Origin of the sequence: Pseudomonas sp. W15Feb34 (assembly GCF_023127765.1) — a bacterium.
GTDB classification, from domain to species: Bacteria; Pseudomonadota; Gammaproteobacteria; order Pseudomonadales; family Pseudomonadaceae; genus Aquipseudomonas; species Aquipseudomonas synxantha_A.
In genome coordinates, this window is the sequence record NZ_SPKN01000037.1 from 114,580 (window position 1) to 129,099 (window position 14,520).

The 14,520-nt window shown below is 58.8% G+C and carries 15 protein-coding genes; 6 read left to right on the forward strand and 9 right to left on the reverse strand.

Annotated elements, in window-relative coordinates; genetic code table 11:
- Positions 1–85: 85 nt before the first annotated feature.
- The 3 genes from tal to E4O97_RS18120 all read right to left on the reverse strand — a co-directional run bounded on the left by tal (position 86) and on the right by E4O97_RS18120 (position 3,073).
- Positions 86–1,012 carry a transaldolase gene (gene tal / locus E4O97_RS18110; RefSeq protein WP_003189693.1) on the reverse strand — a complete coding sequence of 309 codons (927 nt, stop codon included), beginning with the start codon at positions 1,010–1,012 and terminating at the stop codon, positions 86–88.
- A gap of 403 nt (positions 1,013–1,415) precedes the next feature.
- Positions 1,416–2,411 (reverse strand): tRNA dihydrouridine(20/20a) synthase DusA, encoded by a 996-nt coding sequence (dusA, locus tag E4O97_RS18115; protein WP_248130556.1) that lies wholly within the window; start codon positions 2,409–2,411, stop codon positions 1,416–1,418.
- A 224-nt stretch (positions 2,412–2,635) separates the two neighbouring features.
- Positions 2,636–3,073 carry an acetyltransferase gene (locus E4O97_RS18120; RefSeq protein ID WP_216090916.1) on the reverse strand — a complete coding sequence of 146 codons (438 nt, stop codon included), beginning with the start codon at positions 3,071–3,073 and terminating at the stop codon, positions 2,636–2,638.
- A gap of 440 nt (positions 3,074–3,513) precedes the next feature.
- Here E4O97_RS18120 and E4O97_RS18125 point away from each other — a divergent pair, with 440 nt between their 5' ends.
- Together E4O97_RS18125 and E4O97_RS18130 are read left to right on the forward strand one after the other, a co-directional pair.
- Complete coding sequence (locus E4O97_RS18125) at positions 3,514–3,804, forward strand: DUF6124 family protein (protein WP_248161873.1); 291 nt, start codon at positions 3,514–3,516, stop codon at positions 3,802–3,804.
- Positions 3,805–3,952: 148 nt separating this feature from the next.
- Entirely contained in the window at positions 3,953–4,171 is a 219-nt protein-coding gene (locus E4O97_RS18130; RefSeq protein ID WP_081214412.1) for a hypothetical protein, read from the forward strand.
- A 97-nt stretch (positions 4,172–4,268) separates the two neighbouring features.
- Here E4O97_RS18130 and E4O97_RS18135 read toward each other — a convergent pair whose 3' ends face one another.
- Complete coding sequence (locus tag E4O97_RS18135) at positions 4,269–5,456, reverse strand: MFS transporter (protein ID WP_248161874.1); 1,188 nt, start codon at positions 5,454–5,456, stop codon at positions 4,269–4,271.
- 482 nt (positions 5,457–5,938) lie between these two features.
- Between E4O97_RS18135 and mqo the strand changes: the two genes are divergently transcribed.
- Positions 5,939–7,585, forward strand: a complete 1,647-nt coding sequence (mqo, locus tag E4O97_RS18140; RefSeq protein WP_248161875.1) for a malate dehydrogenase (quinone) — start codon at positions 5,939–5,941, stop codon at positions 7,583–7,585.
- A 64-nt stretch (positions 7,586–7,649) separates the two neighbouring features.
- On the opposite strand, the gene E4O97_RS18145 is transcribed toward mqo, so the two are convergent.
- Positions 7,650–8,321 (reverse strand): NAD(P)-binding domain-containing protein, encoded by a 672-nt coding sequence (locus tag E4O97_RS18145; RefSeq protein ID WP_248161877.1) that lies wholly within the window; start codon positions 8,319–8,321, stop codon positions 7,650–7,652.
- 99 nt (positions 8,322–8,420) lie between these two features.
- Between E4O97_RS18145 and E4O97_RS18150 the strand changes: the two genes are divergently transcribed.
- Positions 8,421–9,317, forward strand: coding sequence for a LysR family transcriptional regulator (locus E4O97_RS18150; protein WP_248161879.1), 897 nt, complete (start codon positions 8,421–8,423; stop codon positions 9,315–9,317).
- Between the two features lie 170 nt (positions 9,318–9,487).
- Entirely contained in the window at positions 9,488–9,817 is a 330-nt protein-coding gene (locus E4O97_RS18155; RefSeq protein WP_005786252.1) for a YXWGXW repeat-containing protein, read from the forward strand.
- A 54-nt stretch (positions 9,818–9,871) separates the two neighbouring features.
- Here E4O97_RS18155 and E4O97_RS18160 read toward each other — a convergent pair whose 3' ends face one another.
- The 4 genes from E4O97_RS18160 to E4O97_RS18175 form a co-directional block, all read right to left on the reverse strand.
- Positions 9,872–10,267 (reverse strand): type II toxin-antitoxin system VapC family toxin, encoded by a 396-nt coding sequence (locus E4O97_RS18160; RefSeq protein ID WP_228309541.1) that lies wholly within the window; start codon positions 10,265–10,267, stop codon positions 9,872–9,874.
- Entirely contained in the window at positions 10,264–10,521 is a 258-nt protein-coding gene (locus E4O97_RS18165) for an AbrB/MazE/SpoVT family DNA-binding domain-containing protein (protein WP_005786256.1), read from the reverse strand. The genes E4O97_RS18160 and E4O97_RS18165 overlap by 4 nt, the downstream gene beginning before the upstream one ends.
- A 170-nt stretch (positions 10,522–10,691) precedes the next feature.
- Positions 10,692–12,065 (reverse strand): nucleotide 5'-monophosphate nucleosidase PpnN, encoded by a 1,374-nt coding sequence (gene ppnN / locus E4O97_RS18170; protein ID WP_248161881.1) that lies wholly within the window; start codon positions 12,063–12,065, stop codon positions 10,692–10,694.
- Between the two features lie 148 nt (positions 12,066–12,213).
- Positions 12,214–13,038: an aspartyl/asparaginyl beta-hydroxylase domain-containing protein gene (locus E4O97_RS18175; protein WP_078820650.1), complete on the reverse strand. Its 825-nt coding sequence runs from the start codon at positions 13,036–13,038 to the stop codon at positions 12,214–12,216.
- 276 nt (positions 13,039–13,314) lie between these two features.
- Between E4O97_RS18175 and fabV the strand changes: the two genes are divergently transcribed.
- The gene (fabV, locus tag E4O97_RS18180) at positions 13,315–14,508 is read left to right on the forward strand and encodes an enoyl-ACP reductase FabV (RefSeq protein WP_216090921.1); all 1,194 of its coding nucleotides are present in this window, start codon (positions 13,315–13,317) and stop codon (positions 14,506–14,508) included.
- The last annotated feature ends 12 nt before the right edge of the window (positions 14,509–14,520 follow it).

Here is a 14,520-nt window from a genome sequence, read left to right on the forward strand (position 1 = left end):
GTTGATCTGCGACTGGCTTGAGGCTGGCGCACACAAAAAAGGGCGGCACCCTCACAGGTGCCGCCCGTTTTGCTGCTATCTGCCCTTACAGCTTGGCCGACAACAACGCCTCCAGCTTCTCCTGATCCCGAGCAAACTGGCGAATACCCTCTGCCAGCTTCTCAGTCGCCATCGCATCCTCGTTGGACTCCCAGCGGAACTGCGCTTCAGTCATATGCACCCGCGCCTCACCGGCATGGCCTGGCGCCAACTTGCGCTCCAGCTTGCCCTCATCCGCCGCCAGCTTCTCCAGCAGGTCCGGGCTGATGGTCAGGCGGTCACACCCGGCCAGCTCTTCAATCTGGCTCAGGTTACGGAAGCTCGCACCCATCACCACAGTCTTGTAGCCATTGGCCTTGTAGTAGTTGTAGATGCGCGTCACCGACTGCACGCCCGGGTCATCGGAACCGGTGTAGTCGTTACCGTTGGCTTTCTTGTACCAGTCGTAGATACGGCCCACGAACGGCGAAATCAGGAACACACCTGCTTCAGCACAGGCAACGGCCTGGGCGAAGGAGAACAACAGCGTCAGGTTGGTCTGGATGCCTTCTTTTTCCAGCTTCTCCGCGGCGCGGATGCCTTCCCAGGTGGAGGCGATCTTGATCAGCACGCGATCGCGACTAACCCCGGCTTTGTCGTACAGGTCGATCAGACGGTGCGCACGCTTGAGAATCGCGGCCTCGTCGAACGACAGGCGCGCATCCACCTCAGTGGAAATACGGCCCGGCACTACTTTTAGAATCTCTTGACCTACCGCCACCGCAAAGCGGTCACTGGCCAGGCCCACATCGCCGTTGCAATCCTGCACACACTCATCCAGCAGCTTGGCATAGCCAGGAATCGACGCAGCCTTGAGCAGCAGGGAAGGGTTGGTGGTCGCGTCTTGCGGCTTGAGCTTGGCGAGGGTGGAAAAATCGCCGGTATCGGCTACGACGGTGGTGAATTGCTTGAGTTGTTCCAGCTTGGAAGTCATGGGCGTGCTCTGTCCTGTGGGTCTAGTGACATTACCCGAGCGCTGGCAGGCGCTCAAGGGCGCAAATGCGTTAGGTCGTTTGCGAGGGCAATAACCTGGAAACGGCCGTTTGAATTACCGGCAGTGGTGCACAATAGGAGGGCAAAATCGCTGGCAGGTTCAACCCAACTGCCCGATGACCACCCCAATCAAACTGTGAGAGCCGGCTTGCCTGCATGACGCCAGCCCAGCCACTGACATTCACCTGACCCCCATCAGTCAAACTGTGGGAGCTGGCTTGCCTGCGATAACGCCAGTCCAGCCACTGACATTCACCTGACACACATCGCTCAAAACTGTGGGAGCGGGCTTGCTCGCGAAAGCGGTCTGTCAGCCCCAAATACCCCCACTGACACCCAACCCGTCACCGCCCCTCCAACAATTCCCCCGCCTGATCCAGCAACGCCAACGGATCCACCGCCTTATGAATATCCACCGACAACAATTGGCGAAACTTACGCGCCCCCGGGAAACCGGTTCCCAGCCCCAGAACGTGGCGCGTGATGTGATGCATCGAGCCACCTGTTGCCAAGTGCTCGGCTATATACGGGCGCAACTGTGCCAGCGCCTCGGCGCGGGTGATGACAGGCGCAGTGCTGCCAAACAGCTGTTGATCCACCTCGGCCAGCAAATACGGATTGTGATAAGCCTCCCGCCCCAACATCACCCCATCAAACGTCTGCAAATGCTCCTGGCACTGCTCCAACGTCTTGATGCCGCCATTGAGATTAATCTCCAACTCCGGAAAATCCCGCTTCAACTGCGCCGCCACGTCATAACGCAACGGCGGAATGTCCCGGTTCTCCTTGGGCGACAACCCCTCCAGAATCGCAATCCGCGCATGCACGGTAAAACTGGTGCAACCTGCATCCTTTACCGTCCCGACGAAATCACACAGCTCGGCATAACTGTCCCGGCCATTGATGCCGATACGGTGCTTCACCGTCACCGGGATCGATACCGCATCGCGCATCGCCTTCACACAATCCGCTACCAGGGCAGGGTGCGCCATGAGGATCGCGCCGATCATGTTGTTCTGCACGCGGTCGCTGGGGCAGCCGACGTTCAGGTTCACTTCGTCGTAACCGGCGGCTTCGGCCATACGGGCGCAGGCGGCCAGATCAGCCGGAACACTGCCGCCCAATTGCAGCGCCAGCGGGTGCTCGGCTTCGTTGTGGCGCAGGAAGCGCTCGTGATCGCCGTGGAGGATAGCGCCGGTGGTGACCATCTCGGTGTAGAGCAGGGCGTGTTTGGAGAGCAGGCGTAGGAAGAACCGGCAGTGGCGGTCGGTCCAGTCCATCATGGGGGCGACGGAGAAGCGGCGGGAGAGGGCTTGCGGTGGAGCTATGGCTGAAGGCATTGGAGTCTTGGATGGAGAATGCGAAGGGTGGGCAGTTTATCAGGAATGGGTCCGAGGGGGCTGGGTGTTGATTGGGTGGCGCGAGCCCCAAATATTAAATAAATCTGTCCCCTTTTCCCCCCTTTTCCCCGAACGCACGGCCTCTTTTCAGTCCTGGGGGCCTGGTTTCACTACTTGTGAATCGGCCCTACACGAATGTGTAGGGCCGATTCTTTATCGTGCTCTTAGCGGGATAAGTTCATGTGCAGTAACGGAAACGGCCTGCCTTCACCATCCAAAGGAGAGCGGCCTGTTTGAACGAACCCGTAATGGAGATAGAAGCCTACCGCCTGGGGGTTTTGCTCGTTTACGTCAACGCTCATTGTAGAGCGCGAACTGCGGACGTGATCTAGTAGTGCACGGCCCATACCTTGGCCGCGAAGATCAGGATCAATAAAGAGCATTTCTACGTGGCTTTGATTGAGTCCAATAAAGCCAAGCGGGTGGTCTTTGACGTCTACCGCAACCCATACGTCAACAACGGGTAGATAGATGTCGCGGAGCTGCGGAAGCAGCGCTTCTATGTCGGACTCTTGAAGAAAGTGGTGAGTGGCGCGAACGGATCGCAGCCAAATGTCGAGCAGTTGCGGATAGTCGGCAGCACTTGCCTGGCGAATGATCATGAAATCAACCTTATACACTCGATATCGAAATATAGGCTCGCCGGTAAATAGCGGCCGTGTAAGTGTCGGTATCTGTATGACCGCTTCGCGAGTTAACGCCTGGGCGGTGCACGGCAGAGGTAGCCGAAAAGGAGGGGAGCTGAAAAATACTTTGTGTTTTTCGAGGCGTCAAGAAAACGGGCACTTGAGCGACTTCAAAATGTGCGCACTCAATACCGGTACACAGGAGGGGCTTCTACAGGATGAAAGGTGCAACGTATGAAGCGACAGAGTGATCTATGGGGATAGGTCAGGATTTACAGGAAATATCCTACGCTTTTTCGGCTTGCTCCTTGGACCATCCATAGCTAATCTCGTCGAGCCGCTGAATACCCAGTGGCCGGAGGTGGAAGTCCGTATTGCTAAGGCGTTTTTAACTCCCGAATATTGGAGCTTCGCCCATGCACCACAACACTCGCAGTCCTTCACTTGATCAAAGTAAATCGTCCATCGAATGTCCAAGTAACAGCCTATTCCTCGTAAACCCAACCATCGACCCTGAAACCCTCCTGGCCAACGCCGCCGAAAACCTAGCATCCGCCAACGAAATGGCCGCCACTTTGGCGTTCGACCTCGACGATTCCCAGCGCGCCATCGCCCTAGGCATTCAGCAGTTAATCGAGTTGAGCTCGCTGCTCGTTGACCGAGCCCAGGAGCAAGTTGCGCCTGTAACCGCCCCAGTCAAAGCCTGACAGCCAACCCTGCCGCCTTACCTCAAGGCGGCAACCTGAACTCATGCTGTCCCCCAGCAAAGTTTCATAATTCCCTGCGCCTTTGAGGCCTACGATTGCCTGCAAGAGAGGACCCCAGCGCCTCCAGCCCACAGGGAGTTGAAAAATCATGATCTCGAATCTCGTCAAAGTCGTGATGATCACCGGCACGTTGATGTTGAGTGCTTGTTCATCTTCACCAGCCGTGAGCAGTGACCCGTGCTTTTCAGGCGGATGCCAGTCGTTTGGGGACCACAGCCCCAGCAAAGCCGCCAAGATGAATTTTGGCGGCAGTGGGCTGGGGAGTAGTTATGGGGAGTATGGTTCGGGGTTGTTGCATGATGATTGAAGGAGGGGGTCAGTCAGTGGTGTGTTGACTGGCCCATTGCTATCGGGGGCAAGCGCCCTCCCACATTGGATCTATGATCGGCGCAAAACTTGTGGCGTTAGTGGCCGCCTTTCAGACGCCGAGCGATCAGGTAGAGGCCCAGGCCGACCAGGGCTGTTGCGGCGCCGATGTAGCCGGTGCTGGTCCAGCCTAGACCGGCAGTAATGGCCATGCCGCCAAACCACGGGCCGAGCGCATTAGCCAGGTTGAACGCGGCATGGTTGGACGCTGCCGCCAGGCTTGGCGCTTCGTGGGCAATGTCCATCAGGCGAATCTGCAACGGTGCTGCCAGCGCAACCATAGTGCCAACCAACCCCATGCTCAGCAGCACGCCCCATAGCGACGAGGCGGCGAAGGGGAAGAACAGCAGCACGGCCATCGACCACACCAATATCAAGCCTACGGCTCGAAACTGCATGCGATCAAACAGTTTGCCACCGGCAATGTTGCCGATGATGCCGCCGATGCCAAATGCGGCGAGGCCAAACGGAATCCACTGCGGCGAGACTTTGGTCACTTCCAGCATGGTTGGCGCCAGGTAGCTGAATACGCAGAACATCCCGGCAAAGCCAATCGCGCCGATGGACAGGGCCATCCACACCTGGGGTTTGGTGAAGGCGCGCAGTTCTTTGCGTGGGTCGCTGCGTTGTTCGTCGTGGCGGTGGGGCACGAATTGCCAGACCAGGGCGATGGTGAGCAGGGCGATCACGCTGACCAGTGCGAACGCCGAGCGCCAGCCCAGGTGTTGGCCGAGGAAGGTGGCGATGGGGTTGCCGAGCAGCATGGCCAGGGTCAGGCCCATCATCACGCGGGCTACGGCGCCGGCGCGTTTGTCGGTGGGCACCATGCTGGAGGCGACCACGGCGGCGATGCCGAAGTAGGCGCCGTGGGGCAGGCCGCTGATAAAGCGGAAGGCCACCAGCGAGCCGAAGGTGGGGGTGAAGGCGGTGGCGAAGTTGCCCAGGGCGTACAGGCCCATCAGTAACAGCAGCATGTGTTTGCGCAGCAGCTTGGCGCCGAGGATGGCCAGCAGTGGGGCGCCGACCATCACGCCCAGGGCGTAGGCGCTGATGGCGTGGCCGACTTGCGGTTCGCTCAGGCCCAGGTTCTGGGCGATGTCGGGCATCAGGCCCATGATGGCGAATTCGCCGGTGCCGATCGCGAAGGCGCCTACGGCCATGGCCGCTTCCATTTTCGCGGCGCTGCGCGCGGGCAGTACGTGCCCGGGTGTTTGCTGGGTAGTCATGGGTAACTCTGTGTGGAAGGTGTGCACGAAGGACAGCTGCCGATGCTACGCAGGCAACGGCGAAGGTGTCTAGAACCGCCATTTGCGTGAGAGTTCCAGGCCTGTGACCGCAGGTCGCGGCTGTCAGGCTTGACACCGGCGCATTAAAACCCGCGATTTAGGCCTGTCAATTGGCCAAACGGCGCATAAACGCTGTTTAGCGTGATATTCTGCGCGCCGTCTTGGTCTAGTCTTTCCCTGGTGCGTACACCCGTATACGTCCCAGCGGTTGGCTGTCGCCCAGGTAGCTGAAGCCAATAACGATAAGAAGTCAGCGCAGAAGGGACATAACAGTGAGGTCGATCCATCGGCCTTGTGTGCCCACCCTGCAGCCTTCATGTGAATGTGCAGACCCCGCGGTACGTTGCCTGACGTAGCGTGAACGAGGGTTACTCATGATCGGGGGCGGTAGGGCGGATGGCGTTTTATCATAGGTGCTACTGATGTTTAAAAAAGTAAACACTGCCCTGCTGGGGCTGGCTTTGTCGATGGGGATCACGTCCGTTCACGCGGAAGAGGCAAAGAAAGTCGATGTGCTGCTGATCGGCGGCGGCATCATGAGTGCAACCCTGGGTGTCTGGCTCAATGAGCTGGAGCCGGACTGGTCGATGGAGATGGTCGAGCGCCTCGATGGCGTGGCCGAAGAAAGCTCCAATGGCTGGAACAACGCCGGTACCGGTCACTCGGCCCTGGCTGAGCTGAACTACACCCCGGAAGACAAGAACGGCAACGTTGAGATCCCGAAAGCGGTCGAGATCAACGAAGCGTTCCAGATTTCCCGTCAGTTCTGGTCCTGGCAGGTTCAGCAGGGCGTGTTGAAGAACCCGCGTTCGTTCATCAACTCCACTCCGCACATGAGCTTTGTGTGGGGCGATGACAACATCAAGTTCCTGAAAAAGCGCTACGAAGCCCTGAAGGCCAGCCCGCTGTTCGCTGGCATGCAGTACTCCGAAGACCCGGCGCAGATCGCCAAGTGGGTTCCGCTGATGATGGAAGGGCGTGATCCGAAGCAGAAGATCGCCGCCACCTGGAGCCCGATCGGTACCGACGTGAACTTTGGCGAGATCACCCGCCAGTTCGTCGCTCACCTGCAAACTACGCCGAAGTTCGACCTGAAGCTGTCGAGCGAAGTGCAGGACATCACCAAGAACGCCGACGGTTCGTGGCGTGTGAGCTACAAAAACCTCAAAGACGGCACCAAGACTGAAACCGACGCCAAGTTCGTGTTCATCGGCGCCGGCGGCGGTGCCCTGCACCTGCTGCAGAAGTCGGGTATTCCTGAAGGCAAGGAATACGCAGGCTTCCCAGTCGGTGGTTCGTTCCTGGTGACCGAGAACCCGACCATCGCCGAGCAGCACCTGGCCAAGGCCTACGGTAAGGCTTCGGTAGGTTCGCCACCGATGTCGGTTCCGCACCTGGACACCCGTGTGCTGGATGGCAAGCGCGTGATTCTGTTTGGCCCATTCGCGACCTTCTCGACCAAGTTCCTCAAAGAAGGCTCGTACCTGGACCTGCTGACCAGCACCACCACCCACAACATTTGGCCAATGACGAAAGTCGGTATTCGTGAATACCCACTGGTCGAGTACCTCGCTGGCCAACTGATGCTGTCCGATGACGACCGCTTCAAGGCGCTGCAAGAGTACTTCCCGAACGCCAAGCAATCGGACTGGCGCCTATGGCAAGCCGGTCAGCGTGTGCAGATCATCAAGCGTGACGAAGAGCAAGGTGGCGTGCTGAAGCTGGGTACCGAAGTGGTCAGCTCTGCCGACAACACCATTGCCGGCCTGCTGGGTGCATCGCCAGGCGCGTCCACCGCAGCTCCGATCATGCTGACCGTGCTGCAAAAAGTCTTCAAGGACAAGGTAGCAAGCCCGGCCTGGCAGGAAAAACTGCACCAGATCGTGCCAAGCTACGGCACCAAGCTGAACGACAGCCCTGAAGCGGTTGCCAAGGAATGGGCCTACACCGCCGGTATCCTGCAACTGACCCCGCCACCTGCGATCCCGCAACTGGCTGCTCCACAGGCTACCGAGGCTGCCAAGCCTGCGGCTGAGCCAAGCAAGCCGGCGTCTGACCTGGCGCTGTAAGCAATACCCACGAAAAAGCCCGCTGAACCGGTGACGGTCAGCGGGCTTTTTTGTGCGTGAATGATCAGGCGCGCGGTGGGTGTCGCTCCACCGGGGGAAGCTCAGCCGTACGCTCGGCCGCTGCCAGCGCAGCCTTCAAACCCGCTTGGTTCAGGGGCACGCAATACGCCGGTTTAGCCCGCTCGAATCGCCAGCTTTCATCCAGCCCTCCGGCATCCACGGCATCGAACCCCAGTTCGTCGAGTAACCTAATCACTTGCGCCTTTGCCGCAGCGTCATCTGCTGCCACTGGCAATGCGCGGCGGTCAGGAGCGCCGCGCGGGCGGGCATCCTGCGTCAGGTCTGGGGCGAAGATCGCATTAAATACTTTTACCACGTGTGATTGCGGCAAATGGTCGGCCAGCAATCGGCTGGTGGTGGTTTCAAACCGGTCCAGTTGCGGGATATGCCCATCGCGGTCGGGGTAGTAATTGTTGGCGTCCATCACCGTCTTGCCCTCCAGCCATTGGGCAGGGACGCTGCGGTAGTGCTCCAGCGGAATCGCCACGAGTACCACATCGCCAAACCTGGCGGCATCATCCGCGCTGCCCACTTGCACGCCGAGTATGCCGCTCACCACGCTGCTCATGGTGTGTGGGCCGCGGGAATTGCTCAACATCACCTTATGCCCGGCGGCAAGCGCCAGTTGCGCCACGGCACGCCCGATAAAACCTGCTCCAATCACGCCAATCTTCATGTGCTTGCTCCAGTGGAAGTAGGAAGTGGCTATGATGATTGGCAACCATAACGTGATAAATCAGCATTTCGGTGTAGGTGTTGTTACTGGGAGTTGGGAATGATGGACCGCCTATCAAGCATGAACGCCTTCGTGATAGCCGCTGAATTGGGCTCCTATGCGAGGGCCGCCGAACGCTTGGGCATGTCGCCGCAGATGGTGGCCAAGCATGTCACCGCGTTGGAACAACGTTTGGGTGCGCGATTGCTCAACCGCACTACGCGTCGACAAAGCCTGACTGAACTGGGAGGGGAGTATTACGAACGCTGCAAGCATATCCTGACGGAGGCCGAGGCCGCCGACTCCCTGGCACAGATCATGAACGACACGCCGCGCGGCAAGCTGAAGGTCACTGCCCCGGTGACCTTTGGCTCCTACAGCCTGATGCCGTTGATTACCGGGTTTTTACGTGACAACCCACAGGTAGAAGTCGATTTGCACCTGACGGATCGTTTCGTTGACTTGGTGGAGGAGGGCTACGACGCCGCGTTTCGCATTGGTCCGCTGGGCACGAGCGGCCTGACGGCGAGGCCCCTTGCACCTTATCGGTTGGTGGCCTGCGCTGCGCCGGCTTACCTGATGGCGCGAGGTACGCCGCAGAAGCCGGTAGATCTTGAACATCATGAGTGCCTGGGGTACGCCTTTTCATCGCGTCCGGCGGATCGAGAGTGGGTGTTCTTCCAGGGCACGGTTTCCTACAAGGTACAGGTGGCCAGTCGTTTGCTCATCAATGAAAGCCGGGCCTTGATGTCGGCGGCTTTGGATGGCTTTGGCATTGTGCTCGGCCCGCAAGACTTTCTGCGAACGGCGTTGGCGAGTGGCGAGTTGGTGCGGGTGCTACCGGAATTTGAGGCTCCGAGCCGGTCGATGCATTTGGTCTATACCGCAAACCGCCAGCGCACCGCCAAGTTGCGGCGCTTTGTCGAGACTGTGCTGGGACGTTTTGGTCCGGTATGAAGATTCATCACCATGGCGGTCGCCGGGAGGCACGTTAAAGGTCTACAGGTTCAGCAACCCGACAGACATCTCCTGTTAAAAATAACCCAGGCCCAAGCAGGGCCCGGCTGCAACAAAGGAAGGATTTCTTTCTGATGCAGGTGTTGGGCGTTCGCGCCCGAGGGTTTTGTATGTTGCTACGTTATGCAGCATTGGCCGCCATGGTGGTCGCCGCTTCCGGGTGTGTGCAAGAGCGTGTTGTGCATGAGCGCAGGCCGGTACAACACGAGTACGTTGATGTGGTGGCGCCGCAACCGCCGCCGGTGCAGGTGATCGAAGTCGAGCCGGCGGTGCGCGAAGGTTATATCTGGTCACGCGGTTACTGGCGTTGGGAAGGCGGGCGTTATGTAGCAGTGCACGGCCATTGGGAACCGGTGCGTCAGGGTTATCGTTATGTACACCCGCACTGGGTGCAGCGTAATGATGGCTACCACTGGCAGATCGGCGGCTGGGTTCGCTGACCCAACGCTTTCTCCCATTGGAGCGAGCTTGCTCGCTCCTACAAAAAAGCCGGCCTAGCCGATCCGTTTCATCCCCGCTGCCTTGGCCGCGTTCAGATCAAACGTTGCGGTGTACTCGCAACCGGCCGCGTGGCCACAGCGTTCGATCAGGCAGTCGGCAAAGTCCGCTTTGCTTGCGGTGAACTTGCGCAGGGCCTGCCAGATGATATCGGCGTGCTCGACGGTCAGTTCCCGTGTGTGCAGCAAGGTTTCCAGCACCGTCACCACGTCGCTTTTGGTCGACTGGTAGCAGGACTGCAACACCCACACCAGCTCCGTAAGCGTCACCAGGCTGACAAAACCGGGTGAGGCGGCAGTGAGCGATTCGATCAGTTGGGATGCTTTAGCTGATTGAACCGGGTCGTCCTGGGTCACATAACGCACCAGCACGTTGGTATCCAGGCCAATCATCCAGCGGTTGCTCCCTGGGCCGCGATGGCTCGGTTCATGTCTTCGATAGACACGGTGTGAGCGGGTTTGCGGATCAACCCCTTGAGGTCCTTGACGGTTTTGCTGGCGGCGATCATGGAAAACTTGCCGTCTTCCATCTCGACGAATTCCACCCGGTCGCCTGTTTCCAGGCCCAGGGCTGTCCTGACCTGGACAGGGATGGTGATTTGCCCTTTTGAAGTGAGTGTGGCGGTAGCCATAGTGAAGATCTCCATCGTGATATTCCTTACCTTAGGGTAAGGAATGACAGAGGACAATATCCGTTGGTCCATAGGTCGCTCGCAGGTGTGAGTCAGTCGGTAGTAAAACCCTAGTCCGAATGCTCGATCCTCACACCGTTGGCTACGCCCCAAACAGATACAAACTATGACCTACCGCCGCTACCTCACTGCACCACGCGATAGCACGGCACATACGCCGCGCCGCCCGGCAGTTTCATGCGGTGCTGGGCCACGAACGCCTTCAATAATTCATCCAGCGGTTTCATGATCGCCGGGTCGCCGTGGATCTCATACGGGCCGTTCTCTTCGATCAGGCGGATGCCCTTGTCCTTGACGTTACCCGCCACAATCCCCGAGAACGCCCGGCGCAGGTTGGCTGCCAGTTCATGGGGCGGCAGCGCGTGGCTCAGTTGCAGGCTGGCCATGTTTTCGTGGGTAGGATCGAACGGGCGCTGGAAGCCTTCGTCGATCTTCAGCAGCCAGTTGAAGTGGAACGCGTCGTTACGCTCACGGCGGAACTGCTTCACTGCCTTGAGGCCGGCCGTCATCTGGCGCGCCACTTCGGCGGGGTCGTCGATGATGATCTGGTAATGCTGCTGCGCCGCTTCGCCGAGGGTGGCACCGACGAACGCGTGCAATTGTTCCAGGTAAGGCGCGGCATGTTTGGGCCCGGTGAGCACCACCGGGAACGGCAGGTCGCGGTTGTCCGGGTGCATGAGGATGCCCAGCAGGTACAGGAACTCTTCGGCCGTGCCAGCGCCGCCAGGGAAGATGATGATGCCGTGGCCGACACGCACGAAGGCTTCCAGGCGTTTTTCGATGTCCGGCAAAATCACCAGCTCATTGACGATGGGGTTCGGCGCCTCGGCGGCGATGATGCCTGGCTCGGTCAAGCCCAGGTAACGGCCATTGGTGATGCGCTGCTTGGCGTGGGAAATGGTCGCGCCCTTCATCGGACCTTTCATTACGCCTGGGCCGCAGCCGGTGCACACATCGAGGCTGCGCAGGCCCAGTTCGTGCCCGACTTTCTTGGTGTATTTGTATTCTTCGGTGTTGATCGAATGGCCGCCCCAGCACACCACAATCTTGGGCTCCACACCCGGGCGCAGCGTACGGGCGTTGCGCAGCAGGTGGAACACGTAGTCGGTGATGCCTTGGGAGTTGCTCAGGTCGATGCGCTGGCTGTCCAGCTCGTTCTCGGTGTAGACAATGTCACGCAAGGCGCTGAACAGCATTTCGCGGGTGCTGGCGATCATTTCGCCATCGACGAAAGCATCGGCCGGGGCGTTGAGCAGTTCCAGGCGTACGCCGCGGTCTTGCTGGTGAATACGCACTTCAAAGTCTTTGTAGGCGTCGAGGATGGTCTTGGCGTTGTCGATATGCGCGCCGGTATTGAGGATAGCCAAGGCGCATTGGCGGAACAGGGTGTAGATGCTGCCGGTACCGGCTTCGCTCAGTTGCTGCACTTCACGTTGGGACAGGGTTTCGAGGCTGCCCTTGGGGCTGACGGAGGCATTGATGACTTGACGTTGGGGCATTCTGATTCCTTGAAAGCACAGCCACCGCGCCCGTTTCGGGGCGATGGCTTGAGAATGGTGAGCGCCAATTAAGGTCGCACGAGACGGTTATTTACCTCAGGCGCAAGGCCCAGCGCAAATACCGTCCAACACCATCATGCCGCAGAACTTACTGAATCAGCTTCCAGTTTTTGTAGAAAACCCGACGCAGGGTAAAGACCAGCCCGGCAAAGCCTGCGATCACGGCGTTGAGCACTGACGGCAGCAAGGTCGGGCGCACGATGTCGATGAACAGGCAGTAGCGCTTGGCGTCGTTTTTGTTGAAGGACGCATGCATCAGGGTGTCATCGAAGATAAACAGCGGGTCGTCGTGCCAGTAGTGCTTGTGCTTGCCTACCTGGATATACACGCCTTCGTGGTGGGGCGCCGGGGCCATGTTGTAGAGCACGCGGAACATCATGCGCAGGGGGCCGAAGTGAAAGGACGTGGAACGGTTCTCGTTGAATACCGAGACACCGATGGTCTTCACGAATGGCAATTTCTTGCGCAGTTGCGGGATATCCAGCGTGGTCTCAATGGGGCGGCCGTACCACTGGAAAAACAACATGCCGCGTTTCTTCTCGGCCATGCGTTCGTCCAGATACCCGATGATTTCATCCTTGCGGGCCATGGCGTCGTCGATCACCTGTTGCAGGTCTTCGCGCCAGGCCGGTGGCAGGTCTTGCATCGTATAGACATGGCGGTTGCGGCTGCTCAGCAGATCGAGCAGGGTGTTGAACGGTGCCAGCACCCAGGTATTGCGACCGTTGCCGATGAAGTATTTCTTGATGGTGTCGCGGTCGTAGAGGCCGTTACGCAGGAAGTCATAAACGCCGCAGCACACCACCAACAGCAGAAACACCAGGCAACTGCGCGGGAAACAATAGATCAACAGCAGAACGCCGAGTGCCCACGCCAGGGACACCAGCTTTTTGCCGACAGCATTTTTGCTCATGAAACGAGGCTCCAAGGCCGAAATATATTGAAACAATGTCGTCATCATAGGGGTTTCTGGCGCCGGCAGGCGTTTTTAAATAGGGTGAAATTGTGAAGCCGCTGCACAATTTGTAACCGTTGCCGTGCAGGCTTCGACGTTTTGTGGATTGAATTTTGAGAACAGAAGATTTGCGACTATCGTGACGCTTCGGTTTTTTGGACGTCATAGACCGGTACGATTGAAGTTGAATGGCCACCATTGGCCTTCGGCACCTTGGAAGAGGCAGAAATTTTTATGATCATCAAACCGCGGGTTCGTGGCTTTATCTGTGTGACCGCCCACCCTGTTGGCTGTGAAGCGAACGTCAAAGAGCAGATCGACTACGTAACCAAGAATGGCGTCATCGAAGGCGGCCCCAAGAAGGTGCTGGTCCTCGGCGCCTCCACCGGTTACGGCCTGGCCGCGCGCATCAGTGCTGCGTTTGGCTGTGGCGCCGACACCCTGGGCGTGTTTTTTGAGAAAGAAGGCGAAGAAGGCAAGCTGAGCTCCGCCGGCTGGTACAACAGCGCGGCATTCGAGAAGTTTGCCGTGGAAAAAGGCCTGTACGCCAAGAGCATCAACGGCGACGCGTTTTCCGACGAGATCAAGCGCCTGACCATCGACACCATCAAGAAAGACCTGGGCAAGATCGACCTGGTGGTCTACAGCCTGGCCGCGCCACGCCGTACCGACCCGCAAGGCGTGGTGCACAACTCCACCCTCAAGCCAATCGGCAAGGCCGTGACCCTGCGCGGTATCAACACCGACAAGGGCGTAGTGGTAGACACCACTCTTGAGCCTGCAACCCAGGAAGAAATCGACGGCACCGTGAAGGTCATGGGCGGCGAAGACTGGCAGCTGTGGATCGATGCCCTGCGTGACGCCGATGTGTTGGCCGAAGGCGCCAAGACCACCGCCTTCACCTACCTCGGTGAGAAGCTGACCCAGGACATCTACTGGAACGGCTCCATCGGCGAAGCCAAGAAAGACCTGGATAAGAAAGTCCTGACCCTGCGCGAAAACCTGGCGGCGCTCAAGGGCGACGCCCGCGTGTCGGTGCTCAAGGCCGTGGTGACCCAGGCCAGCTCGGCGATCCCGATCATGCCGCTGTACCTGTCGTTGCTGTTCAAGGTGATGAAAGAGCAGGGCACCCACGAAGGCTGCATCGAGCAAGTCTACGGCCTGTTCAAGGACAGCCTGTACGGTAAAGAACCTAAGCTCGACGCCGATGGCCGCCTGCGCGCCGACCTGGCTGAGCTGGAACCGAAGGTCCAGGACGCCGTGGCCGCGCTGTGGAACCAGGTCACCGATGACAACGTCAACGAAATCAGCGATTTTGCCGGCTATAAGGCGGAGTTCCTGCGCTTGTTCGGCTTTGAAGTTGAGGGCGTGGATTACGACGCGGACGTGAACCCGACCGTCAAAATCAACGGCCTGATTCAAGCTTAAGGTCTGATCCAG

Bases quoted from the DNA above. Each gene is read 5' to 3' on its own strand.
- E4O97_RS18145 (WP_248161877.1), bottom strand. From the start codon at position 8,321: ATGAAGATTGGCGTGATTGGAGCAGGTTTTATCGGGCGTGCCGTGGCG.
- fabV (WP_216090921.1), top strand. From the start codon at position 13,315: ATGATCATCAAACCGCGGGTTCGTGGCTTTATCTGTGTGACCGCCCAC.
- E4O97_RS18160 (WP_228309541.1), bottom strand. From the start codon at position 10,267: ATGATTGGCCTGGATACCAACGTGCTGGTGCGTTATGTGACCCAGGAC.
- E4O97_RS18135 (WP_248161874.1), bottom strand. From the start codon at position 5,456: ATGACTACCCAGCAAACACCCGGGCACGTACTGCCCGCGCGCAGCGCC.
- E4O97_RS18175 (WP_078820650.1), bottom strand. From the start codon at position 13,038: ATGAGCAAAAATGCTGTCGGCAAAAAGCTGGTGTCCCTGGCGTGGGCA.
- E4O97_RS18155 (WP_005786252.1), top strand. From the start codon at position 9,488: ATGTTGCTACGTTATGCAGCATTGGCCGCCATGGTGGTCGCCGCTTCC.
- E4O97_RS18165 (WP_005786256.1), bottom strand. From the start codon at position 10,521: ATGGAGATCTTCACTATGGCTACCGCCACACTCACTTCAAAAGGGCAA.
- E4O97_RS18130 (WP_081214412.1), top strand. From the start codon at position 3,953: ATGATCTCGAATCTCGTCAAAGTCGTGATGATCACCGGCACGTTGATG.
- E4O97_RS18150 (WP_248161879.1), top strand. From the start codon at position 8,421: ATGATGGACCGCCTATCAAGCATGAACGCCTTCGTGATAGCCGCTGAA.
- mqo (WP_248161875.1), top strand. From the start codon at position 5,939: ATGTTTAAAAAAGTAAACACTGCCCTGCTGGGGCTGGCTTTGTCGATG.
- tal (WP_003189693.1), bottom strand. From the start codon at position 1,012: ATGACTTCCAAGCTGGAACAACTCAAGCAATTCACCACCGTCGTAGCC.
- E4O97_RS18125 (WP_248161873.1), top strand. From the start codon at position 3,514: ATGCACCACAACACTCGCAGTCCTTCACTTGATCAAAGTAAATCGTCC.
- ppnN (WP_248161881.1), bottom strand. From the start codon at position 12,065: ATGCCCCAACGTCAAGTCATCAATGCCTCCGTCAGCCCCAAGGGCAGC.
- dusA (WP_248130556.1), bottom strand. From the start codon at position 2,411: ATGCCTTCAGCCATAGCTCCACCGCAAGCCCTCTCCCGCCGCTTCTCC.
- E4O97_RS18120 (WP_216090916.1), bottom strand. From the start codon at position 3,073: ATGATCATTCGCCAGGCAAGTGCTGCCGACTATCCGCAACTGCTCGAC.